The sequence below is a fragment of the Colwellia sp. E150_009 genome (genome assembly GCF_053543955.1).
In genome coordinates, this window is sequence record NZ_JBHFOM010000045.1 from 16839 (window position 1) to 39858 (window position 23020).

Annotated in this window: 24 protein-coding genes; 14 read left to right on the forward strand and 10 right to left on the reverse strand. The window is 35.8% G+C overall.

The genetic code is table 11. The annotated features are described in order from the left end of the window. Positions 1-52: 52 nt before the first annotated feature. The 7 genes from fadD to ACE1OF_RS16345 all read right to left on the reverse strand — a co-directional run bounded on the left by fadD (position 53) and on the right by ACE1OF_RS16345 (position 7069). Positions 53-1708 (reverse strand): long-chain-fatty-acid--CoA ligase FadD, encoded by a 1656-nt coding sequence (fadD, locus tag ACE1OF_RS16315; protein ID WP_448895711.1) that lies wholly within the window; start codon positions 1706-1708, stop codon positions 53-55. A gap of 167 nt (positions 1709-1875) precedes the next feature. Further along, positions 1876-2775, reverse strand: a complete 900-nt coding sequence (locus tag ACE1OF_RS16320) for an alpha/beta fold hydrolase (protein WP_448895712.1) — start codon at positions 2773-2775, stop codon at positions 1876-1878. 8 nt (positions 2776-2783) lie between these two features. After that, positions 2784-3467, reverse strand: coding sequence for a M50 family metallopeptidase (locus ACE1OF_RS16325; protein WP_448895713.1), 684 nt, complete (start codon positions 3465-3467; stop codon positions 2784-2786). Between the two features lie 59 nt (positions 3468-3526). Then, positions 3527-3892, reverse strand: coding sequence for a hypothetical protein (locus ACE1OF_RS16330; RefSeq protein ID WP_448895714.1), 366 nt, complete (start codon positions 3890-3892; stop codon positions 3527-3529). Between the two features lie 47 nt (positions 3893-3939). Continuing rightward, positions 3940-4650, reverse strand: coding sequence for a tRNA (adenosine(37)-N6)-threonylcarbamoyltransferase complex dimerization subunit type 1 TsaB (gene tsaB, locus ACE1OF_RS16335; RefSeq protein WP_448895715.1), 711 nt, complete (start codon positions 4648-4650; stop codon positions 3940-3942). Positions 4651-4694: 44 nt separating this feature from the next. Continuing rightward, the gene (locus tag ACE1OF_RS16340; protein ID WP_448895716.1) at positions 4695-6638 is read right to left on the reverse strand and encodes an ATP-dependent DNA helicase; all 1944 of its coding nucleotides are present in this window, start codon (positions 6636-6638) and stop codon (positions 4695-4697) included. Between the two features lie 110 nt (positions 6639-6748). Further along, complete coding sequence (locus tag ACE1OF_RS16345; RefSeq protein ID WP_448895717.1) at positions 6749-7069, reverse strand: hypothetical protein; 321 nt, start codon at positions 7067-7069, stop codon at positions 6749-6751. Between the two features lie 557 nt (positions 7070-7626). Here ACE1OF_RS16345 and hisG point away from each other — a divergent pair. From hisG to hisA, 6 genes are read left to right on the forward strand one after another with little or no spacing between them, the layout of a single operon-like run. Beyond that, complete coding sequence (gene hisG, locus ACE1OF_RS16350; protein ID WP_448895718.1) at positions 7627-8529, forward strand: ATP phosphoribosyltransferase; 903 nt, start codon at positions 7627-7629, stop codon at positions 8527-8529. 33 nt (positions 8530-8562) lie between these two features. After that, the gene (gene hisD, locus ACE1OF_RS16355; protein ID WP_448895719.1) at positions 8563-9867 is read left to right on the forward strand and encodes a histidinol dehydrogenase; all 1305 of its coding nucleotides are present in this window, start codon (positions 8563-8565) and stop codon (positions 9865-9867) included. Position 9868: 1 nt separating this feature from the next. Continuing rightward, positions 9869-10945 (forward strand): histidinol-phosphate transaminase, encoded by a 1077-nt coding sequence (gene hisC, locus ACE1OF_RS16360; protein ID WP_448895720.1) that lies wholly within the window; start codon positions 9869-9871, stop codon positions 10943-10945. Next, complete coding sequence (gene hisB, locus ACE1OF_RS16365) at positions 10942-12027, forward strand: bifunctional histidinol-phosphatase/imidazoleglycerol-phosphate dehydratase HisB (protein WP_448895721.1); 1086 nt, start codon at positions 10942-10944, stop codon at positions 12025-12027. Before hisC ends, hisB begins: the two co-directional genes overlap by 4 nt. Continuing rightward, on the forward strand, positions 12027-12698 hold the full coding sequence (hisH, locus tag ACE1OF_RS16370; RefSeq protein ID WP_448895722.1) for an imidazole glycerol phosphate synthase subunit HisH: 672 nt from the start codon (positions 12027-12029) through the stop codon (positions 12696-12698). The genes hisB and hisH overlap by 1 nt, the downstream gene beginning before the upstream one ends. Beyond that, positions 12695-13435, forward strand: a complete 741-nt coding sequence (gene hisA, locus ACE1OF_RS16375; protein ID WP_448895723.1) for a 1-(5-phosphoribosyl)-5-[(5-phosphoribosylamino)methylideneamino]imidazole-4-carboxamide isomerase — start codon at positions 12695-12697, stop codon at positions 13433-13435. Before hisH ends, hisA begins: the two co-directional genes overlap by 4 nt. Before the next feature lie 61 nt (positions 13436-13496). Here the strand turns inward: hisA and ACE1OF_RS16380 are convergent, their stop codons facing one another. Further along, a complete protein-coding gene (locus ACE1OF_RS16380; RefSeq protein WP_448895724.1) occupies positions 13497-13973 on the reverse strand; it encodes a DUF1353 domain-containing protein in 477 nt (158 codons plus the stop codon). Positions 13974-14113: 140 nt separating this feature from the next. On the opposite strand from ACE1OF_RS16380, the gene ACE1OF_RS16385 reads away from it, so the two are divergent. From ACE1OF_RS16385 to ACE1OF_RS16400, 4 genes are all read left to right on the forward strand, one after another. Beyond that, positions 14114-15460 (forward strand): magnesium transporter, encoded by a 1347-nt coding sequence (locus tag ACE1OF_RS16385; RefSeq protein ID WP_448895725.1) that lies wholly within the window; start codon positions 14114-14116, stop codon positions 15458-15460. A gap of 92 nt (positions 15461-15552) precedes the next feature. Next, positions 15553-16524, forward strand: a complete 972-nt coding sequence (locus tag ACE1OF_RS16390) for a zinc transporter ZntB (RefSeq protein WP_448895726.1) — start codon at positions 15553-15555, stop codon at positions 16522-16524. A gap of 250 nt (positions 16525-16774) precedes the next feature. Then, positions 16775-17041, forward strand: coding sequence for a hypothetical protein (locus tag ACE1OF_RS16395; protein WP_448895727.1), 267 nt, complete (start codon positions 16775-16777; stop codon positions 17039-17041). Between the two features lie 37 nt (positions 17042-17078). After that, on the forward strand, positions 17079-17327 hold the full coding sequence (locus ACE1OF_RS16400) for a hypothetical protein (RefSeq protein WP_448895728.1): 249 nt from the start codon (positions 17079-17081) through the stop codon (positions 17325-17327). An 85-nt stretch (positions 17328-17412) separates the two neighbouring features. Here the strand turns inward: ACE1OF_RS16400 and ACE1OF_RS16405 are convergent, their stop codons facing one another. After that, positions 17413-18261, reverse strand: a complete 849-nt coding sequence (locus ACE1OF_RS16405) for a LysR family transcriptional regulator (protein WP_448895729.1) — start codon at positions 18259-18261, stop codon at positions 17413-17415. 148 nt (positions 18262-18409) lie between these two features. On the opposite strand from ACE1OF_RS16405, the gene rimK reads away from it, so the two are divergent. The 4 genes from rimK to ACE1OF_RS16425 are packed head-to-tail and all read left to right on the forward strand — an operon-like array spanning position 18410 to position 21724. Then, the gene (gene rimK, locus ACE1OF_RS16410) at positions 18410-19315 is read left to right on the forward strand and encodes a 30S ribosomal protein S6--L-glutamate ligase (protein ID WP_448895730.1); all 906 of its coding nucleotides are present in this window, start codon (positions 18410-18412) and stop codon (positions 19313-19315) included. 11 nt (positions 19316-19326) lie between these two features. Next, entirely contained in the window at positions 19327-20352 is a 1026-nt protein-coding gene (locus ACE1OF_RS16415) for a succinylglutamate desuccinylase/aspartoacylase family protein (RefSeq protein ID WP_448895731.1), read from the forward strand. A gap of 12 nt (positions 20353-20364) precedes the next feature. Further along, positions 20365-20793 carry an ATP-dependent zinc protease family protein gene (locus ACE1OF_RS16420; protein WP_448895732.1) on the forward strand — a complete coding sequence of 143 codons (429 nt, stop codon included), beginning with the start codon at positions 20365-20367 and terminating at the stop codon, positions 20791-20793. Between the two features lie 46 nt (positions 20794-20839). Beyond that, a complete protein-coding gene (locus tag ACE1OF_RS16425; protein ID WP_448895733.1) occupies positions 20840-21724 on the forward strand; it encodes a mechanosensitive ion channel family protein in 885 nt (294 codons plus the stop codon). 71 nt (positions 21725-21795) lie between these two features. On the opposite strand, the gene ACE1OF_RS16430 is transcribed toward ACE1OF_RS16425, so the two are convergent. After that, positions 21796-22656, reverse strand: coding sequence for a mechanosensitive ion channel family protein (locus ACE1OF_RS16430; RefSeq protein WP_448895734.1), 861 nt, complete (start codon positions 22654-22656; stop codon positions 21796-21798). Positions 22657-23020 lie beyond the last annotated feature (364 nt).

A 23020-nucleotide genomic window follows, 5' to 3' on the forward strand; every position in this document is an offset into this window, starting at 1 on the left:
GAAGAAAGCATTCATTGAAACCCTTTCTTCGTTTAAAGAACTCACTTATAAATTACCTTAACTCTCTTCGTAATATTTTACCTACGTTGGTTTTCGGTAGTTCATCTCGAAATTCCACCAATTTAGGTACTTTATAATTGGTTAAATATTTATGACAGTGCTCAATTAATGCTTCTTCTGTTAAATCATCCTGCTTTCGTACAACAAATATTTTTACCATTTCACCAGAGGCACCATGCGGAACACCAATAGCGGCAGCTTCAACTACACCTTCATGCATCATCACAACTTCTTCAATTTCATTAGGAAATACATTGAAACCAGACACAATAATCATATCTTTCTTTCGATCAACAATTTTGAAGAAACCCAATTCATCCATCAAGGCAATATCGCCTGTTGCTAACCAACCATCTTTTAAAATTTCAGCCGTTGCTTCTTCGCGGTTATAATATCCCTTCATAACCTGTGGACCTTTCACCCACATTTCACCCGACTCTCCCATGGGTGCTTCAGTACCATCTTCTAACATTATTTTTATATCCGTTGATGGGGCTGGCAATCCAATAGTGCCATTATAACTTTTTTGATTATATGGGCTGATTGACACCATAGGACAACATTCGGTAAGACCATAACCTTCAAGTAGCCTAGAACCTGTTACTTTTTCCCAACGCTCTGCCACAGGACGTTGAACAGCCATACCGCCTCCTAAAGACATTCTCAAACCTGAAAAATCTAGATCGGAGAAACCAGGCGTATTTAATAAACCATTAAATAAAGTATTCACACCAGTGATCGCAGTAAAATCATATTTACCAAGTTCTTTTACAAATGCTGGCATATCACGAGGATTAGTAATTAATAAATTAGCACCGCCTAACGTAAAGAAGGTTAAGCAATTCGCTGTTAATGCAAAAATATGATAAAGCGGAAGTGCTGTAACCACCATTTCACCACTGTCTTCAAGCATAGGTCTAATAGCCGCTTTTGCTTGTTCTAAGTTAGCCACCATATTTCGGTGTGTTAACATTGCACCTTTTGATAAGCCCGTTGTGCCGCCTGTATATTGTAAAAATGCTAAATCATCTCCGCACAACTCAACAGGAGTAAAGGTTAACGCTTTCCCTTTTGATAAAACACTGTTAAAACGAATAGCGTCAGGTAAATTAAACGCAGGCACCATTTTTTTCACATACTTAACAACTGCATTAACAACTTTACCTTTTACCAAACCTAAGCGGTCACCTAATGAAGTCAAAATAACGTGTTCAATAGGGGTTTTAGTGACGATATTTTCTAGTGTTTGAGCAAAGTTCTCAATGATCAACATTGCTTTAGCGCCAGAATCGTTAAGCTGATGCTCTAATTCTCGCTCTGTATATAAAGGATTAACATTAACCACAGTTAAACCAGCAAGTAAAGCACCAAAAAGTGCAATAGGGTACTGCAAAGTATTAGGTACCATGATGGCGAATTTATCGCCTTTTTCAAGGCCTAAATTCTGCTGTAAATAAGCAGCAAAAGCCGTTGCTTGTTCTACGAGTTCAGCATAAGAAATCTCTACCCCCATATTAATAAAAGCAGTTCTTTCACCATAGAGAGCTGTATATTTGTTAAACATTGCCACTAATGAAGGGTATTTGTCTGGATTTATTTCAAATGGGACTCCAGGGGGATAACTTTTTTCTAACCAGATCTTTTCCACAATACCTTCCTCATTATATTTTTAAAACTATGTTACAGTTTAGTTCAGTGCTTATATTTATGACTTCATTTTTGTTGAAGTTTTTAATTGTTGCACAGTTTTATCAAATTTTAACTGATACTACCAGTTAAATTTAAACAGTTGTTTGAATTTAACTCAAAACCTTGCTATTGATCTAAAAAGCATTTAATTAATTCAACTGTTTTCTCTGGTTTTTCCATATGAACATGGTGCCCTCCAACTAATTCAAAGCTAGAAAAGGTATTAAATAAAGTACCAAAAACCTTTAATCCTGAACTCACCATATCTAACCCTTCACTACCATAAATAAGTTGCACAGGACATTTTATATCGCAGATAAACTGCTGCGCCTGCTTTAATGTTAAACGGTAAGGTGATGTAGTACGCAAACGTGCATCACTTCTCCACCGATATCCTTGAGCTTCTTTAGTAATACCACGCTCAACAAGTAATTTAGCCTGTTCGTATTTAAGATCAGAAACATTAACACGTGCTTTAATTGCAGAATCTATACTAGAATGGAAATTTTTCTTTTTTGCGCCTACCAGCTGCTCTTTTATTATACTGTTGTTAAAACGGCTTAACATACCATCCCGTAATTGTTTGGTCGTTTGCTCTGCTTCTGTGCTGATAAAACCAATTGAATCAATTAGCGTAAGAGATTTTATTTTTTCTGGAAAAGCAGCAGCAAAAGCGCTTGCCACCATCCCTCCCATTGAATGGCCAACAATATCAACTTTCTGCCATTGATTTAATTCAAACAATTGCAATAAGTCATACACCCAATCAATAAAATGATAGTGAGCATCAAGACTTTTATGACTTGAATTCCCGTGCCCTGGCCAATCAACCGCTATAATGCGCTTACTTGGTAACATTTTTTTTAAATAAGGCATTAAAGGTAAAAAACTCGCTGCATTATCAAGCCAACCGTGTAAACATAATACAATGTTGTCTTTACTTTCCTCACTACCACACACTAAGCCCTGCAACGAAAGCGATTCAAGCATATAGTTTACTTCTTTAATTTCATTGTCTATAAACATGGAACTCCTTATTTTTGTGATGATTTATAAAGTGAGAAGAGTGCTAGCAATGCAATAGCAAACCAAATAACCACCCAAATAATTTCTGGTATAAAAGTCATAGATGCTAAAGCAGCACCATCACCTATATGACGACCATCAAGTAAGTAAGCAGGACTTGATAAGCTATTTAATAAAATAAGCAGACCAAACAATTGCATAAGACTTTGCAAATAATGAATTTTTTTAAGCTTTATAGTGAATAAAAACAATGCGGCTAACACACCTAAAATAAGCCATGTTAATAAATCTCTTCCCCAAAAGATAATAGAGCTAACCAAAATAAAAAACACCAATAATGAAAAGCCTTGCGCTACTTTTTGATGAATACTCGATAAACGGTAAATTCCCCATCCCCAAAGCGTTGCTCCCGCATATCCAGCAAAACTAATAACAAAATCAATACCGCCTTGTGTAGTACATAAGCCCGCACCATTAGCAAACAATTGAATACGCAATACATTCCCACCCGTTAATAATGCAGCAATGCCATGGCTCACTTCATGAAAATAGCTTTCTAACCAATTAAACGGAATAGAAATAAGGGGTAGTTGTTTAATAACAATAGCCAATAAAAGTAAAATAAAGAAATGGTACTTTTTTAAAAAACTAGATGGCTTTGTTTTGTTACTATATGAAGAAAAAGAAGACATAGGCACTCGGTTTTACAATGGGAAAGACGAAAAGGCTGACGGTCTTGCTTAAAAATTCGCTACGCTAGCAAGTCAACACCAAACAGTTTCTGAACAGATTCACGTTCAGATAAGTTATCAATAGCTTGATATTGAGCAACCGCTGTTTCATTTTTTACTGTAGGTTGATCTTGGCCAACATCAGAATAATTAGCATTATTTGACCGCGAATAGGCTAATTGTGACGTTTGCTTTTCTTTAAAGAGCGTAATTGCTTGTTCATCAATAACAATAGTTGCTGTTGATTTAGGCGATTGTTCTTGCGTTTTATTAGGGTCGTCCGTGCGCACCGGCGCTTTAATCGGTGTATTGGGCGTATTACTGATATTTGCAGTAGATATTTTCCCAAAAGTTGAACTTGCATTATTGGTGCTAGAAATATTCATGGCTTAAATTTAGCAAACAATTTATTTATAGGCAATTTATTAAAAAATTACTTTCCTGGTAATTTTTTCCATGAAACTGTATCACGTACATAAACAGGTTGAGCATCTTCTGCACTCACTCCTTCACCACGTTGTAGTGCTGCTTTACCAATTGTTAACATAGCCTTGGCACTAGGAAACAGTATTTCTGGTGTGCCCGCATTGGTTTTAAGGGGGGATAAATCTGCTTGATAAGCATCCCAGCCTGTACCAACACCATAAATAGGTAAAGAAATAATATTAGCTAAGCGTTGTTGCACTAATGCAGGTGCAGTAACCGCTTCTGTTTGTTGGTCTGCCAGCGTTTTAACTTGCATTATATTATGATGATCAAGTTCAAAATACCCATTGTAAACTTCCCCCATGCGCGCATCAATAGCAGAAAAAACAGCGGTTTGTTGATATTTAATAAAAGCTAACTGTGCCATTGCTTGTAAGCTTGACACACCAATAACAGGTAAGTTAGCAGCAAACGCTAAACCTTGCGCTACACCGACACCAATACGTACTCCTGTAAAACTACCAGGGCCCCGACCAAAGATTAAACCATCACATTGTGATAGCGTGATATTCGCTTCTTTAAGTAATTTATCCACCATAGGCAATAACTGCAAACTATGAGATTGCGGGCACAACTCATCACAGCTATAAATTGTTTTATTCACTTGTAATGCAACTGAGCAAGCTTCAGTTGATGCATCAATGGCCAAATAATTCACTATTTCTTACCTTTTAAATTTTACGCATTATTTTACTAAAAACTTTAACAAATACTTTCAAGAAAAGTTATTGCTTTAGTTAAGTCTCTGCTTCGTTTCATTTCAGGCAAACTCTTCAAAAATGTTTGCCCGTAAGGGCGATTGACTAAACGATTATCGCAAATCACCATAATTCCCCGGTCGCTAACATCACGAATAAGTCGACCAACGCCTTGCTTTAGTGCAATAACAGCCTGTGGTAACTGTATCTGTGCAAACGCATCGCCTCCTTGTCGCCTCACATCCTCACAACGTGCTTGCAGTAAAGGGTCATCAGGGGAAGCAAAGGGTAATTTGTCAATAATAACACAGGTAAGTTTATCACCTCTAACATCAATACCTTCCCAAAAACTCGCAGTAGCAAGTAACACAGCATTATCATTTTCCACAAATTTTTCTAATAATACTCGTTTTGCCATTTGTCCTTGCACTAATAAAGGATTATCAATATCACCCGCTAAAAGTTCAGCCACCTGATTCATAACACGATAACTGGTAAATAACATAAAGCACGCGCCTTTACTGGCAACAATTAACGGTTTTGCTAATTGTGCTAAATATTGCGCACGAGATTTATCATTTGCTTCAGGTAAATAACGAGGCACAATTAACTGAGATTGTTGCTGATAATCAAACGGGCTTTCTAATAATAATTGCGTCGCACCCTGTAAGCCTAAATGTTTAGAGAAATGATCAAAACTATTATCTACGGCTAAAGTCGCTGAGGTAAATATCCAACCAGCTCCTGATTCTCTTATGTAAGCACTGAATTTATCAGCGACACTGAGAGGCGTTAAATGTAATACCACATGTCGCGGCGTAGTTTCATACCAAAAACTCATACCATCAACATCAACATTGGCCATCACATTATATTGTGACAGTAACTTCACTGCACGCTCAAAACAGCTATCAATCGCTTCATTACGTGAAACACACAACTTTATCACTTGATATAAAAAATCTAAATCTACCTTTAATCGTTCAAATTTGTGTATAAACTGTTGCTGTTGATATTTTTCCCGCCAATTACCACGCTCCGTATCGTAATTAAATAATAACCTAAATTCCTGACAGGTTTTTTCCAATTTATCCGCCGCTAAGCCTAATTGTTTTACGTCGGTTAATTTGCTGCGATAGATTTGCGCTACATCTGTGCATAAGTCAACCAACTGACGCGTAGAAAAAGCTTCACCAAAATAATCGCTAGCAATATCACCAATTTGGTGTGCTTCATCAAAAATAACGACTTGTGCTTTGGGTATTAACTCACCAAAGCCTGTATCTTTAAGTGCCATATCAGCAAAAAACAAATGATGGTTTACCACAATCAAATCTGCATCAATGGCTTTTTGCCGTGCTCTAACTAAATAACACTGTTCATAATCAGGGCAATCTTTCGCTAAACAGTTATCTAACGTACTGGTGACAAAGGGAAATACACCCGAGTCTTCAGTAACATTCACTAATTCGCCAATATCGCCACTTTGAGTAGTATTTGCCCATGTTTTTACTTTCACTAAATCATTAAGTGTATTGGCATCTAACTGTCCACGCGTTTCTTGGTATTGTGCTAAACGATAACGACATAAATAATTAGCTCGTCCTTTTAATAAAGCTACTTGTACATTACTCGCCAACGCTTTTTTAACTAAAGGGATATCTTTATGGAAGAGCTGTTCTTGTAAGTTTTTTGTCCCCGTAGAAACAATAATTTTTGTATTCAGTTCATCACCACTTGAGGCAGTGTTAACACTAAGAAAGGCAGGTATGAGATAAGCAAAGGTTTTACCTGTTCCTGTGCCTGCTTCAACAATAAGAGATGATTGTTTTTTAATAGCACTAGCTACTTCTAACGCCATATCAGTTTGCGCTTGGCGAGGAGAAAAACCGTCTATAGCCTTAGCTAAAGCGCCATCATTAGAAAATGCTTGAGCAACTGAAATCATTAGAAAACAAGTTATATAATAGAGAAATGAGAAGAATTGCCGATTATACTGTTTTATTACCAAACATAAAGGCTAATCTATAGCAACAAAATATGAAAAGTGATATTGCGCTAAACATAAAGATCTAAGTGCTTAACTCCATCTTCCGATTGGGTTATACCATTATCATCTTCCGACGCTTCGTTTAACTGTTCATTCGCGTCTGCTTTTTTATCTATTGAAGCCTCTTTATCAATACCCTCTTCACTGTTATTGTTCTCTTCTTTATCCGATTTTTTATCATCAAAATAGTAATCATGATTTTCAAGATGATCTAAATCTTCTTTTAACTTGCCTGTTCTCGCGTCTTTTACTAACGCTTTTACCTTTAAATTAGCGGGTTTAATTGGCACAGGCACAACACGCGTTAATTGTGTGGTGAAAATATCCATAAATCCTCTATTGTGAATTATTCACATTTACTTATTGTGAGTACTAAACAAAAATAATCATAACTCTTTATCGGCAATTCAAACAAAAGCTTTAGAATGCCTACATCAATACACCTACCTATAACTATATAAAGAAGGAATTTATACTAAACAGCCTAATACTTTAATAATAGTCATAACACTAGGTTTACATCATAGAACAAATAATAATAAAAAAGTGTAATTATTCCTTGAAGCTCAATGGGTTTATCAGTACCCTAACGACATTCAATTAAATATTAAAGTAAACATTAAACTGAGTTTAACACATTATGACTTTTAACCTGAACAACCGACATCACCATCATATGGAACTGCCCGTTCAGGTCTTTTATTATTTATTTTAAATAGAAGCACCGCGATGGGTAATGGCCTTTTCGTGGAGTTGAACTAAAGCACTATATTTATGAACCCCCGAAAGAGCCTTAAATCTTTCGGGGGTTTTTCGCATTTTATGCCCCTGAAAATTGTATATACATATTTTTAGCATTAAAAACTTATCAATAGGAATTAGACACATGACAATATCAGCGCCACGTTTACGCATAGCAATGCAAAAATCAGGACGACTTAGTGACGATACTCAAGCCCTTTTAAAACGTTGTGGGTTAAAACTCAATGTTACCGATCGCCGCTTACTTGCTCACGTAAGTAATTTACCTATCGACATTATGCGTGTGCGTAGTAGCGATATTCCTGGTTTAGTGATGGATGGGGTTTGTGATTTAGGCATCGTTGGCGACAACACACTTGAAGAAGAAGAATTATCACGTGCGTTAATTGGCAGTAAAAACGATTACATTAAAACAACGCCTTTAAACTTTGGTGAGTGCCGATTCTCAATTGCAATGCCTGAAGAATTTGAATACACAGGTTTAGCGTGTCTTGATGGATTACGTTTTGCAACAACTTACCCTCAATTATTAAAACGTTTCGCTAAAGAAAACGGAATCAACGTTGAGTTTTGTTTATTAAAAGGCTCTGTTGAAGTTGCCCCAAGGGTTGGCTTAGCCGATGGTATTTGTGATTTAGTATCAACAGGCGCCACACTTGAAGCTAATGGTTTAAAAGAAGTTGCTGAAGTATTTCGCTCTAAAGCGTCACTTATTCAACGCGCTGAACCTTTAGGGAATGAAAAACAAGAGATTTTAAATACCCTTCTTCCTCGAATTCAAGGTGTAATGAAAGCTAAAGAAAGCAAGTATATTATGCTACACGCACCAAAAGATAAAATTAGTGAAGTAAGTGCATTAATGCCAGGAAAAGAAACACCAACTATTTTACCTCTGGCAGGTAGAGATGATTTAGTCGCTGTTCACGTTGTTGCGACTGAAACATTCTTTTGGGAAACCATGGAAAAATTAAAAGCGCTTGGCTGTAACTCTATATTAGTCATGCCAATAGAAAAAATGATGGGCTAACCCGCATTATTATTGTAAAAAGTAGAGAAAATTATGAATACCCAAATAATCAATTGGCAAACAATAACAACGCAACAAAAAAAAGATGCGCTTGCCCGTCCTGCCATTGCGGATAATGCATTATTATCAACACAAGTCGCTAATATTCTATCGCAGGTACAAAAGCAAGGTGATAAAGCATTGTTTTCGTTAACTGAGCAGTTTGATGGTATTGCCTTGTCAACATTACTAGTCACTGCCGAACAAGTTAAACAAGCAAAATTAGCATTAACAAATAAACGTTTAAAAGCAATAAATACAGCCTATGAACAAATAAAACGCTTTCATAGTGCCCAAGAACCAAAAGATATTTCTGTTGAAACTTGCCCTGGTGTTCGTTGTACCTTAAAAACAGAATCAATTGAAAGTGTTGGTTTATATATTCCAGCAGGCAGTGCCCCACTACCTTCAACCGTATTAATGTTAGGTGTACCCGCACAGCTTGCAGGTTGTAAACGCACGGTACTTGTTTGCCCGCCAGACAGAAACGGTCAATTAGCTAACGAAATATTAGTCGCTGCTTCACTTTGTAATATCAGCGAAATTTATACCATTGGCGGAGCACAAGCTATTGCAGCTCTTGCTTACGGCACAGAAACTATTCCTGCCGTTAATAAAGTATTCGGTCCTGGCAACCGCTATGTAACTGAAGCTAAAAAACAATTATCACAACAAGTAGCTGGTTTTGCTATTGATATGCCCGCAGGTCCTTCAGAAGTGCTTGTGATTGGTGATGAACAAGCAAATGCTGCATTCATAGCAGCTGATTTATTATCACAAGCCGAACACGGTGCAGATAGCCAAGTAATTTTATTGACTGACAGTGAAAAATTGATAGAAAAAGTGGCTATTGAACTTGAAAAGCAAGTTAAATTACTAAGCAGAGAAAGCATTGCGAAACAAGCATTAAAACAATCTCGACTCATTTTGACCCAAGATATGGCGCAAGCCGTTGAAGTTTCAAACTTATATGGCCCTGAGCATCTAATTATTCAAACTGAAGCACCGCAAGAATTATTAAGTAATTTACGTAATGCTGGCTCTATTTTTGTGGGAGCTTACACACCAGAATCGGCTGGAGATTACGCCAGCGGAACTAACCATGTTTTACCAACATATGGTTATTCAAAAGTGATTTCAAGTTTATCATTAGCCGATTTTTCTCGCCGTTATACCGTACAAGAAATCACAAGGACGGGTTTAGAAAATCTTGCAGAATGTATTATTGAACTGACTGACGCTGAAGGGTTAGATGCACACCAAAGAGCGGTAACCATTCGCTTAGAAGCAGGTAAATGAAATGTCGATAGTAAATAAATTAGCACGAGCAGAGCTCGTTGAAATGGTGCCATATCAATCTGCTAGGCGATTATTTGCTAGCGGTGATACAACACAAGCCAATAACAAAACATGGCTTAATGCCAACGAAGCTCCTGGAGAAGGTGAATATCAAATCAGTAGTAAAAACATTAACCGTTACCCTGATTTTCAACCTGATAACCTACTTAACGCTTACAGCAATTACTGTGATCTTGACCGAACTCAAATATTAGCAACACGTGGCGCAGACGAAGGCATTGAACTCATCATTCGTAGCTTTTGTCGCGCTTACCAAGATAACATTTTAATCTGTCCTCCCACCTATGGCATGTATGCTATTAGTGCAGAAAATCATGGTGCGGGTATTGTCACGGTTCCGCTAACAAATAACCTCCTTGATATCGAAGGTTTACAACAGCAATTAGGCAAAGTAAAAGTGGTATTTTTATGCTCTCCAGGTAATCCCACTGGTAACTTATTACCAAAAGAGCAAATAATTGAAGTAATTGAATTATTTAAAAACTCTGCCATTGTTGTCATAGACGAGGCTTATATAGAGTTCTCGCCAGAACAAACCAGCACGTCATTATTAAAAAAATATAATAATGTTATTGTACTAAGAACCTTATCAAAAGCCTTTGCCTTAGCAGGACTCAGATGTGGTTTTACACTGGCTAATGCTGATATTATAAACCTATTGAGTAAAGTCATTGCTCCTTACCCTATATCAGCTCCCGTTGCAGAAATTGCCAGCCAAGTGCTAAACACGGGCATACAACAAATGACACAACGAGTTCGCGACTGTAACAAAGTCAAAACAAGTCTATCTGCTTGGCTTACCGAACAAAGATGGTGTAGTAATGTATTTGCAAGTGACGCTAACTTTGTTTTATTCCGTTGTACTAATGAAAGTGAAAAAACACGAATTTTCAATTTATTAGTGAGTAAAAATATTTTAATCCGTGACCAATCTAAACAGCAGCAACTAGAAAACTGTTTACGTATTAGTATTGGCAGTGAAGCAGAAATAACCCAACTTAAAGAAGTATTATCATGAGCAACAAACAACAAAAAATATTATTTATCGACCGTGATGGTACCTTAGTTGAAGAACCAGCAATCGATAAACAACTAGATTCCCTAGAAAAATTAGTCTTTGAACCAAACGTTATTCCTGAGCTATTAAAACTGCAAGCTAAAGGTTTTGTTTTAGTCATGGTTTCTAATCAAGATGGTTTAGGGACGAGTAGTTTCCCACAAGCTGATTTTGATTTACCTCATAATAAAATGATGGCAATTTTTTCATCACAAGGTGTTGAATTTCAAGATACCTTATTATGCCCTCATTTTGAAAAAGACAACTGTAACTGTCGTAAGCCAAAGCTTGGTTTAGTCAGTGACTATTTACAGCAGGGTCGAGTTGATTTTGCTAATTCCTATGTGATTGGTGATCGAGAAACGGATATGGGGTTAGCAGCAAACATGGGAATTGTTGGGATAAAATATGACCGTGACAAGCTAAACTGGACACAAGTCAGTGAGCAAATACTTACCGCGACTGAAAAACCACGCATCGCTACGGTGATTAGAACAACAAAAGAAACAGATATTACCGTGTCAGTAAATTTAGATAAAGTCGGCGGCAGTAGTATTGATACGGGTTTAGGCTTTTTTGATCATATGTTAGATCAAATTGCCACTCACGGCAGTTTCAATTTGCAATGCCATGTTAGTGGTGATTACCATATTGATGAACATCACAGCGTTGAAGATACAGCACTCGCATTAGGACAAGCATTAAAAGAAGCTTTAGGCGACAAACGTGGTATTGGCCGTTTTGGCTTTGTACTCCCTATGGATGAGTGTCGTGCGGAATGTGCAATTGACTTGTCTGGTCGACCTTGGCTTGAATTTGACGCTGAATTTACCTCGGCAAATGTTGGCACAATGTCTACACAAATGGTTTCACACTTTTTCCGATCACTTGCCGACGCCATGTTAATTACGTTACACCTTTCAACCAGCAAAGGTAATTGTCATCACCAAGTTGAAAGTTTATTTAAAGTATTTGGTCGTGCATTAGGTCAAGCCATCAAAGTTGAAGGTGATGAATTACCAAGTTCAAAAGGAACGTTATAATGACAGATACACCTGCTAATAAAAGTAGTTACAACAGTAAAAATGTTATTGTTGATACAGGTTGTGCTAACTTATCTTCTGTAAAGTTTGCTGTTGAACGTTTAGGTTTTAGTGCCACAATTACAGACAATATAGAGTTGATAAAAGCCGCCGATAAAGTGATTTTCCCAGGTGTTGGTAGTGCTAAACACGCCATGCAAAATATCATTGAAAAGAAGCTAGTTCAAACCTTACAAGAGTTAACACAACCCGTGTTAGGATTTTGTTTAGGTATGCAATTAATGACAGAATCATCCACTGAAGGCGGCAATGAGCAAGCGGTTGAATGTTTAGGGTTAATTCCAACTAAAGTTACACCACTTGATGCTCAAACTAACCGCTTACCACATATGGGCTGGAATACGTTAACGAAAGTAAGTGAACACCCTGTTTTAGCTGGCATAAATGTTGGCGATTATTTTTATTTTGTTCATAGTTTTGCTGCCCCTGTTAGTAAATACACTTTAGCAAGTTGTGTATATGGCACTGAATTTTCAGCTATTATAGGTAAAGATAATTTTATAGGTTGTCAATTTCATCCTGAGCGTTCAAGTGATTTAGGCAGTAGAATTATTAAAAATTTTTTACAGCTCGACACTACACAAATAAAACTGGAGTTAAGCAACTTATGATGATCCCTGCGATTGATTTAATTGGTGGTGAAGTTGTTCGTCTTTTTCAAGGCGATTACGCGCAAAAAACTAATTACCAATACACAGTACAAGAACGTCAACAAGCTTATGCCGCATCAGGTGCTACCGTTATGCACTTTGTTGACTTAGATGGAGCCAAAGACAGCACTAAACGCCAATTGTCTACGCTTAAAACGGTCGTGAATCATGAAACGATGATCACCCAAGTTGGTGGTGGTATTCGTTGTGAAGAAGATGTAAAACAGCTTTTAGAATTAGGTGCCACACGGGTGGTGATTGGCTCACTGGCGATTAAACAACCTGATCTAGTGATTGAATGGTTAAAATCCTATGGCGGTGAAAAAATTGTTTTAGCACTTGATATTAAAATTGACGAACAAGGTAATAAAACCCTACCTACCCATGGTTGGATTGAAGACAGTGGTGTCAATCTAGAAGACCTACTCGACGCATACATTGAAGCAGGCATAAAACATATTTTATGCACTGACATCTCAAAAGACGGAACGCTTTCAGGCTCAAATGTTGATCTATACATTGAGCTTTGTCAAAAGTACCCAAGTATTCAATGGCAAGCCTCTGGTGGTATTGGTTGTTTAGATGACATTAAAGCCTTGATTGGTACAGGCGTTAGTGGCGTTATTTTAGGACGTTCTCTGTTAGAAGGTAAATTCACGCTTGAAGAAGCAATAGCTTGCTGGCCTAGTACAAAATAGCTTTCAATAACATAACGAATGCTGATAGTGAATAAAAATGACTATCAGCATATTATTAAAGTTACCGTGGCTTGATCGTGGCTGGCACAATATCATCTGCATTTTTTCGTTGAAAAACTATCCAATTAACCCAACCAAAACTAATACAAATCAACCACATAAAATAATCAATTAGCAATAATTCGTTACGTTCTATGCCTACATTACGAATTAATGCCGACCATTTAAAAAATCCATCGCCCTTTTTAAATTTAAAAACATGCCCATTTTGTTTCATCCATAAATAATTATACGTAAAACAAAATTCATGCAATATAACAGGAATGAGTAATAAGCCCGTTGGTGAGAAAAATAACCACACCAACGCAGGATACGAACTTCCATCAAACACAAACCCTTTAGGAATAATAATAACCCTTTTATTCGGTAATTTATAATGCCAATCCTCAACAATTTGCCACTGACGTTTTCTAAAGAGTAAGCGCCATAACTTAGAATAAAACGAAAAGCGTTGTGTTTTTATTGCAAAGGGCTGCAATTTTGGCATTTCCATAGGGTATAATATTTTATTAAAGCAAATAGTGTTATTTTATAATCAATGTTGTGACATATTAAACGCAAAATTTTGCTGAGTCTCATCAAAATAATTTATTAAATACCAGCCTTTTAGGAATTTAAATGTCTTTAGAGTTATTGCCTGAATATATTGAAAAAGTAGATGAGCTTATTGCTGACGGTCTACCATTAAATGAACTCATTTCTGAAATAGAACATGATTTATTACCTGAGCACATGGCAATACTGCTTGAAGCTTTTCCCCTTAAATCTCGTCTCATTATTTGGCATCAGTTAAGCAACGAATATCAACAAAATATTTTTCTAGAAATGAAAAATGAATCTAGACAAATGTTATTAGATTCAATGGATGATGAAAGCTGTCTACCTTTATTTGATAAGTTAGACGCCAATAGCTTACTTGATCTTACAGAACACTTAAGTGATCGTTTTATTGAGTATGCTATCTCTCAAATGACGGTTAAGCAAAGAAGTCATTTCAAAAAGGCGCAAGATTACTCAGAATTAGAAGTAGGACATTGGCAGAGTTTTGATGAAAATAAAATACCAGAAAAATTAAAAGTATCTGCCGCAAAAAAAATCTGTGCAAAAAATAGAGCGCCATTAAGTGAAGTTATTTATATTATTGACACTGAATCTAAGTTACTCGGTGAAATAGCAATTAACCGCTTATTAACGTTAAATGATGAAAAACTTCTTACTGACGTTATTTATCAAGAAGTACAATATTTAGAAGCAACAAAAGACATAGAAGAAGCCGCTGATGCTGTTATTTTATCAGGTAAATCAGCATTACCCGTTATTGATGAAAATGGCTGTTTAACAGGTAGATTAGACATAGACTCGGCTTACCAATACAAAGAACAGCTAAAAGATAATCAATTATTTCAATCGGCAGGTTTAAGTGACGAAGAAGATTTATTTGCCAGTGTTTGGTTAAGTAGTAAAAACCGCGCCATCTGGTTAGGTATCAATTTATTAACCGCTTTTTTAGCATCTTGGTTTATTGGCTTATTCGAAGCAACACTTCAACAAGTTGTTGCATTAGCGGTACTTATGCCGGTTGTTGCATCAATGGGAGGCATTTCAGGAAGTCAAACATTAACCTTAATTATTAGAGGTTTGGCCTTAGGACAAATCACTGACGCCAACAGACAAGCAATCGTAAAAAAAGAGCTAAAAGTAGGCGCTATAAACGGAATATTATGGGCAACGGTAATTGGCATTATTACTTTTTATTGGTTTGAAAACCCAATGCTTTCAGTCACAATTTGTATTGCCATTCTAGGCAATATTCTTATTGCTTCGTTATCGGGTGTTTGGGTACCATGGATATTAAATAAGTTAAATATTGATCCTGCATTATCGGGATCTGTTATTTTAACTACCGTCACAGATATTTTTGGCTTTATTGCCTTCTTAGGCTGCGGTACATTGTTATTACTGTAAAAATTTTATAGTAATAACGATTTCTGTAAAAATTAAATTATTACAACAAAAATATATTGCTATAGAAAACAAATATCATTACTGAGGTAGTTATGGCTCATTCAGAATTTATTTATGGTTATTATTTCAACGAAGACAATCAAAAAAAACAAGATAATAAAATAAAATCCCTTGCCTCTGTTAATAAAGACCGAGCATTTTGGCTTCATTTTGATTATACACAAGAAACAACCAAGCAATGGTTGACTGAACAAAGTCAATTAAACCCTGTTATTATTACGGCTTTATTAAATGAAGAGACCCGTCCAAGAGCCACACCACTTAATGGCGGAGTGCTCATGTCGCTCAGAGGCGTTAATTTAGCACCTAACAGTGATCCTCATGATATGGTTTCTATTCGCCTTTGGTTTGCCAAAGATAAAATTATTAGTACTCGATTTCGTACACTTCTCTCAACCAAAGATATTGCCGCTGATTTTGATAATAACGAAGGTCCCAAAACACCATCAGAATTCATCACAATACTCACTGAAAATTTAATCACCCGCATGGGACAAACCATCTATGAAATAGAAGAAAGCGTTTCTGATATAGAAGAAAATATTTTAACATCGAGTACTCATGATTTACGTAATGAACTTTCTGATTTACGTAGACAAATCATCTCTCTCAGACGCTACTTATCGCCGCAACGAGAAGCAATGTCGCAATTGTTTAGTGATAAAATTTCGCTATTTACCAATGAAGAAAAAATATTATTAAGAGAAACTTCAGACCATTTAACCCGTTATATCGAAGACCTTGATTCAATAAAAGACAGAGCGATTGTTTGTCAAGAAGAGTTAAATCATAAGTTAAATGATCAAATGAATAATAGAATGTTTGTCTTATCAGTGGTTGCCGCTGTATTTCTGCCATTGGGATTCTTAACTGGGCTTTTAGGTATTAATGTTGGCGGTATTCCTGGCTCAGACAATAATAACGCCTTTAGTATATTTATTTTGATATTAATCGTTGTCGTAATATTACAAGTATGGGTTTTTAAAAAGAAAAAATGGTTTTAATCAATCTTAATCTATTTATCCCCCTCCTCACCAACATAGCTATTTCTAGCACACCTTAATCATTCAAAAACAATAAAGGGGTTGACAAGAAACGCCTTTATTGTCACTTAAGCCATTCCTTAATTTTTATATAACGACCATTTAATCAAATATTTTGATTAAAAAAACAAAAATATTTCGCTTTTCAATTGATCCTGATGAGTACATTATCTAATGAAAATTCAATTCTAGTTTTTTATAAGGTAAGGCAATGAACATTAATACATATGAAGACTCTGAGGCTGAGGCTGACATTGACACTGATATTGATATTGATATTGATGAAAATTTACTTTTCAGCTCTGGTATAGCAGGTTTTGAAATCGCCTATGGCACAACGAACAAAGAAATGATTAGAAAAAACGTAAAAAAGAAAGCAAAGCAAAAGTATCACATTAGACAAAAACTCGACTCTTTGCATGAAAAAAGAACGATAGAAAAAGAGCTAAATTCATTTAGCGACTACTGGGATAATTAACCATTATTCAATTTACATTTAATTTTAGAGAAAAATTATGAAAAAAACATTAGCTTTTACACTGTTAGTTTTATTTAGCAATATGAGTTACAGTGAAGAAGAAAAACCAGTTTTGGAAGATGCACCCAACAGTTATTTACTGAGTTTAGTAGCAGAGTGTAGCGAGTATGCAACGCAAGAAGAAGTTGCCGAACAGCAATTAAACAGTTACATACTACAATGTGTAAATGAAGAATTAGAGGCAAGCTACTATAAATCAATCAGTACGCTTCCACCAAAAGCATAACGATAATTAATTAACTCAAATTATCTAACCCATTTACACAGATTTTGTTGCAAGATCAAAGTGAGTTGTTTAATTTGAGTTTATTCTATAGCGTTACGTAAGGAAATAATTGAAGTGTTTGCTCAATAATACTCACTTTTTGGCTTTTAGCTAAATATGCAGCAAATATTTCTCGTGAATATACAGGCGCTTCGTCAACAATGTATAATTTTTTCTTCTCAATATATTCAAACGTCATCTGTCTTGGTAGATAAGCACTACCACCAGCATCTAATAAAAAATTTAATGCGATGCGTGGTTGACTCATATAGTGTTTGGCTGGGGCAGCCATTTGAAAATCACGCCGATATTGTGCATTAATTGCATCGCCATAATCTACCATAATATAATTATCTAATAACGTAATATCGTTACAAGCACTAGGCTCTGTCGTGACTAAATGCAGGGGAACAGTCGCCACTTTTTCAGTAATAAAATCTTCAACAAAAGGGGGTTCAAATAAAAAAGCAATATCAATAACTCGACTTAATACACTTTTACGGAGTTCAATTGGCGAGTAGGTGTTTGTCAATAAACTAACATCGTCCATATTACGATGAATTTTTTTCAACCAATCTTGTAGAACTATATCCCATATTGACATCATAGAGCCAATCACAAGTTGATGAGAGTCACTTTCAGCAATACCAACATCTTGTTTCGTCTTTTGCCACATAAACAACAATTCATTGGCATGCTTTATAAGTCGATTTCCTTCAGGGGTCAATTTTAAGTGTTTTTGGCTACGATCAAAAAGCAAAACACCTAAATCTTCTTCTAATAATTTTATTCGAGCACTCACCGCAGATTGTGTAATAAACAAATTTTCTGATGCAATTCTAAAATGCAAAGTCCTACTGACTTCAAGAAATGTTTTTAATAATTCAATTTTCATCTACTTTCCAAGACTCGCCTACAATCATTTTTTTTGATTAAACTCATAAAAATATACAACTTTGTAATTAACAGCTATAACTATACACTGCGCTATAATTATGACATTACTTTTTAATAAGAAAAAGTGATTAAAAAAGGTTTATATTATGAAAATAGCTATATTATCAAGAAACTCAAAATTGTACTCCACTCGACGCTTAAAAGAAGCTGGCGAAGCGTTAGGCCATGAAGTTGACGTGATTGACACACTACATTGTTATATGGATATTACCAGTAGTCATTCAGCTGTACGTTATCATGGTAAAGAATTACCCAAATATGATGCTATTATCCCTAGAATTGGTGCGTCTGTAACTTTTTATGGTACAGCCGTTGCCAGACAGTTTGAAATGATGGGCACCTTCAATATTAATGAATCTGTCGCTATCAGTCGCTCACGTGATAAATTACGTTCATTACAGCTATTATCACGTAAAGGTATTGGCTTACCCCGTACTGGTTTTGCAAATAAGCCTGATAACACAAAAGATTTAATTAAAAATGTTGGTGGTGCGCCAGTTGTTATTAAACTATTAGAAGGCACACAGGGTATTGGTGTGGTATTAGCTGAAACTGCAAAATCAGCAGAAGCAATCATTGAAGCTTTTATGGGACTCCAAGCTAATATCTTAGTACAAGAGTTTGTTAAAGAAGCTGGCGGTGCCGACATTCGTTGTTTAGTGATTGGTGGTAAAGTGGTTGCCGCCATGAAACGCCAAGGGGCTGAAGGTGAATTTCGCTCTAATTTACATCGTGGTGGCTCTGCCGAAGTAGTAAAATTATCAAAAGCAGAACGAGAAACGGCCATTAATGCTGCAAAAGCCATGGGCTTAAATATGTGTGGCGTTGATTTACTTCGTTCTCAAACTGGTCCAATGGTAATGGAAGTTAACTCATCTCCTGGGTTAGAGGGCATTGAAAAAGCAACAGGTAAAAATATTGCTGGTATGGTATTTGAATTTTTAGAAAAAAATGCCAAGCCAAATAAAACCAAAACCCGTGGCAAAGGTTAATAGAGAGAATTATGGAAAAATTAACTATAGGTGAATTTACTATTTTACCAGGTGAGCATCGAAAAATTAATTTGCCCGTTGCTAAGCTATATACTGATGCTAATGTCTCTTTGCCTGTACACATTATTCGCTCTAAAAAACCAGGACCTACTATTTTTGTAAGTGCAGCGGTACATGGTGATGAATTAAATGGCATTGAGATTATTCGTCGTTTAATCAACCAAAAAAAATTTAAAATTACGCGAGGCACCGTCATTGCGGTACCTATGGTAAATGTATATGGTGTAGTAAATCAAAGTCGTTACATGCCTGATCGCCGTGATCTTAATCGCTGTTTTCCTGGCTCTGCTAAAGGCTCATTAGCTGGCAGAGTCGCTTATATTTTTCTGAATGAAATTGTTAAACATTGTGATTATGGAATAGATTTACATACTGGCGCAATTCACCGTTCAAATTTGCCACAAATTAGGGCAGATATGTCTGATGCTGAAACGAAAGAGTTGGCAGAAATATTTGGTGTACCTGTTTTATTAAATTCTAATTTAGTGGATGGCTCATTACGTGAGGCAGCCGTTAAAAATGAAACTAAAATATTATTATATGAAGCGGGAGAAGCACTGCGTTTTGACGAGTTTTCAATCCGTGCTGGCATGAAAGGTATATTAAACGTATTACAGCATTTAGGAATGGCAAGAAAATCAACCTCAAGAAAGAAAAAAATGGCGCCTTTTATTGCTAATGGTAGCCAATGGGTAAGAGCAAATGCGAGTGGTATTGTACATAATATTGTCAACTTAGGTGACCAAATCATTAAAGGGCAAGTACTCGCCGAAATTGGTAGTCCTTACGGTGAAGTTATTGACGCTGTAAAAGCTACTCGTTCAGGTATTTTAATAGGAAAACAAAATATTCCTTTAGTACAAGAAGGTGAAGCCATGTTTCACATAGCCTACTTTAGCGAAGATGATGAAGACATTGCTGAACAAATTGAAAACGTACAAGAATTGTTATTACCAGCAGATAATAATATAAATTAATTAAGGCATTATATGAATAAAAATAAAACAATTATTGGTCGTTTAGAATCTATTGCTTTACCTGATCTTGCAATAGATGATTTACAAGTTAGAGTGGATACTGGTGCAAAAACCTCTTCATTACATGTTGATAACCTCACAAAAATAGTAAAAAATGGCAAGAAATGCGTTAAGTTTGATATCCATCCTGATGTGCATAATGTTAATAGTATTGTTAGTTGTACTGCCCCAATAAGTGATATTAGAAAAGTAAAGTCTTCTAATGGTACCTCTGAACAGCGTTACGTTATTGAAACAACAGTAATATTGGGAAGAGAAACATGGGTAATAGAAATAACGTTAACTGATCGCTCTGACATGAGTTACTTAATGCTGCTTGGTAGAGAAGCGCTCGGTAAAAAGTTTTTGGTAGATCCGTCTAAAGTTTTTATCAACTCATAAATTTAACTTGCTAAACAACTAGGTTAAATAAATAGAGAAATAAATTATGACATTTGAGCAAATTGAACACTTTTTAAACACATCGATTATCTCAATTGAAGAACAGCCTATTACCGTTGCTGATATTCTCTTCATTCCTTTTTTACTACTGATAGGCTTCTTTCTAACAAAGTTAATTGTTAAATGGTTAACAAAACATTTAACGACAAAAAACACAGATCCTAATATTATCCATTTATTACGGCGCATCTTTTATATTATCGCCCTAACGATATTAATTATTACTATCTTAGATTTAATCAATATTCCCATCACCGCTTTCGCTTTTTTATCAGGTGCTATTGCCATAGGTTTTGGTTTTGGGGCACAAAACATTATTAATAATTTTATCAGTGGTTGGATATTAATGTGGGAACGCCCAATAAGAATTGGCGACTTTTTAGAAGTTGAAAACTCAAAAGGTACGGTTGAAGAAATAAACACTCGCTCTACACGTATAAGACGTGTAGATGGTGTGCACATGTTAATTCCTAACAGTAAACTACTTGAAAACACGGTTGTTAATTGGACACTTGTAGATCAATTAGTTCGGGGGTCTGTTATTGTAGGCGTTGCTTATGGTTCACCAATAAAAAAAGTGGCTGAGTTAATTATGCAAGCAACTATTGAGCAAAAGGAAACGTTAGATGAACCAAAGGCTCAAGTGTCATTTGAAGATTTTGGCGATAACTCTCTTATTTTTCACGTTAGCTTTTGGATTAAATCCACCGTTGAGGGTGGTTTAAGGATAACACGAAGTAATATTCGCTTCCGTTTGGCTGAATTATTTGAAGAACATAACATTGTCGTCGCATTCCCACAACGAGACGTTCATCTTGATGGTGCAATTACCTTAATTAATTCTGAACCAAGTAACACCACAAAGACATAGTCTGCATGGGCTGCTCTACAGACTATAGTGTTCATAAAAGCGAATTTAAAACGACAACCTTGTTTACCCAATTAACTTGAAGATAAGCGTTTCTTATGTTCAAACCACAACAACATAAAATCTCGTGTTAATTTTTGCTCTATCTCAAGTGCCCTATCTGTTGGGCAAAAGATGGTAAAAAACACTTGAGTGTCACCTATATCTGATGTCGCAATCTGAATATGAGGCTCAGGACCCGTAATATTTATCTCTAACCTATTTTCAATAAGTTGATTATAACGAATGGCAACATCTTTAAAATCATCACAATAGTTATTCGCTTTCTCATAGAGCTGCTCCATAAATTCAAAAGGGTTAACACTATCATCTCGTACAATAGTAAAGTGATGCATAGCGTATCGCTTTAAAAAATTAAGATTCTTTATCACTGAAGTAATTAATTGACTGTTAGGCAAATACAAGGTTTTCCCCGTGTATTGATAGTCATCTTGCCCTACTTCCAATAAGGTTAATTTTGCCCAATCAGTCGAATGTACTTCGCCAAAATAATTCCCTACTTGTATCCAATCGCCAATGCGAAATGGTCTACTTGATAATAAATAAACAAAACCAATAAAACATTGAATAAACTCTCTTGTTGCCAGCACAATAGCAACGATAAATGCCGCAATTGAAAATGCAAATTTTTGGATTTCATATGACCAAATATTAAAAAGCGCAACAATTAACGATAAGGTAAATATATTATTAACCATATTTATGCGTATTCTTTTATCGCTTTTAGATTTACGTTTTATCATTTTTATCAGAATTTGCTTAGCGACAACAAAAATAAAAATAAGTACCAAGGTAATGATAAATTTATTTTGAAAAATTAACGCTGAAAGCTCAGTTAATTTAATGAAATTAAACGCGGTATCAAGCCAGTCCATATTAATATTTAATTTTCCTTATTTTATTTAGTTAAATGGGTAGAAATCCCAAGAGTTAACGATACGAGTGCCACAACTTAAATGGCGTTCTAATGAGTAATACCAATTTGATTAAATTTCTTCCCAACTCAGAGCTTCATTAGCGAGCTTAGAACAAGGAAAATTGATTAAACATAGTAATTCTATATTTCTTCAATTTTGTGATGTTATCAGTTTGCTAATGAGCTCCCAAAGGGCGAGTTTAAAAGGCTTATATGCAGCGTTATTGATTTTGACAAGGGAATGACCATTCTCTTCAATCAATGCCTTGCCTCTAAGCCTTTTAATTCTCGCTGAGTGGGAAAGAACTTAATCAACTTGGTAT

Coding starts and splice junctions, on each gene's coding strand:
- ACE1OF_RS16320 (WP_448895712.1), bottom strand. CDS start 2,775: ATGTTTATAGACAATGAAATTAAAGAAGTAAACTATATGCTTGAATCG.
- ACE1OF_RS16325 (WP_448895713.1), bottom strand. CDS start 3,467: ATGTCTTCTTTTTCTTCATATAGTAACAAAACAAAGCCATCTAGTTTT.
- ACE1OF_RS16330 (WP_448895714.1), bottom strand. CDS start 3,892: ATGAATATTTCTAGCACCAATAATGCAAGTTCAACTTTTGGGAAAATA.
- ACE1OF_RS16340 (WP_448895716.1), bottom strand. CDS start 6,638: ATGATTTCAGTTGCTCAAGCATTTTCTAATGATGGCGCTTTAGCTAAG.
- ACE1OF_RS16345 (WP_448895717.1), bottom strand. CDS start 7,069: ATGGATATTTTCACCACACAATTAACGCGTGTTGTGCCTGTGCCAATT.
- hisG (WP_448895718.1), top strand. CDS start 7,627: ATGACAATATCAGCGCCACGTTTACGCATAGCAATGCAAAAATCAGGA.
- hisD (WP_448895719.1), top strand. CDS start 8,563: ATGAATACCCAAATAATCAATTGGCAAACAATAACAACGCAACAAAAA.
- hisC (WP_448895720.1), top strand. CDS start 9,869: ATGTCGATAGTAAATAAATTAGCACGAGCAGAGCTCGTTGAAATGGTG.
- hisB (WP_448895721.1), top strand. CDS start 10,942: ATGAGCAACAAACAACAAAAAATATTATTTATCGACCGTGATGGTACC.
- hisH (WP_448895722.1), top strand. CDS start 12,027: ATGACAGATACACCTGCTAATAAAAGTAGTTACAACAGTAAAAATGTT.
- hisA (WP_448895723.1), top strand. CDS start 12,695: ATGATGATCCCTGCGATTGATTTAATTGGTGGTGAAGTTGTTCGTCTT.
- ACE1OF_RS16385 (WP_448895725.1), top strand. CDS start 14,114: ATGTCTTTAGAGTTATTGCCTGAATATATTGAAAAAGTAGATGAGCTT.
- ACE1OF_RS16390 (WP_448895726.1), top strand. CDS start 15,553: ATGGCTCATTCAGAATTTATTTATGGTTATTATTTCAACGAAGACAAT.
- ACE1OF_RS16395 (WP_448895727.1), top strand. CDS start 16,775: ATGAACATTAATACATATGAAGACTCTGAGGCTGAGGCTGACATTGAC.
- ACE1OF_RS16400 (WP_448895728.1), top strand. CDS start 17,079: ATGAAAAAAACATTAGCTTTTACACTGTTAGTTTTATTTAGCAATATG.
- ACE1OF_RS16405 (WP_448895729.1), bottom strand. CDS start 18,261: ATGAAAATTGAATTATTAAAAACATTTCTTGAAGTCAGTAGGACTTTG.
- rimK (WP_448895730.1), top strand. CDS start 18,410: ATGAAAATAGCTATATTATCAAGAAACTCAAAATTGTACTCCACTCGA.
- ACE1OF_RS16415 (WP_448895731.1), top strand. CDS start 19,327: ATGGAAAAATTAACTATAGGTGAATTTACTATTTTACCAGGTGAGCAT.
- ACE1OF_RS16420 (WP_448895732.1), top strand. CDS start 20,365: ATGAATAAAAATAAAACAATTATTGGTCGTTTAGAATCTATTGCTTTA.
- ACE1OF_RS16425 (WP_448895733.1), top strand. CDS start 20,840: ATGACATTTGAGCAAATTGAACACTTTTTAAACACATCGATTATCTCA.
- ACE1OF_RS16430 (WP_448895734.1), bottom strand. CDS start 22,656: ATGGACTGGCTTGATACCGCGTTTAATTTCATTAAATTAACTGAGCTT.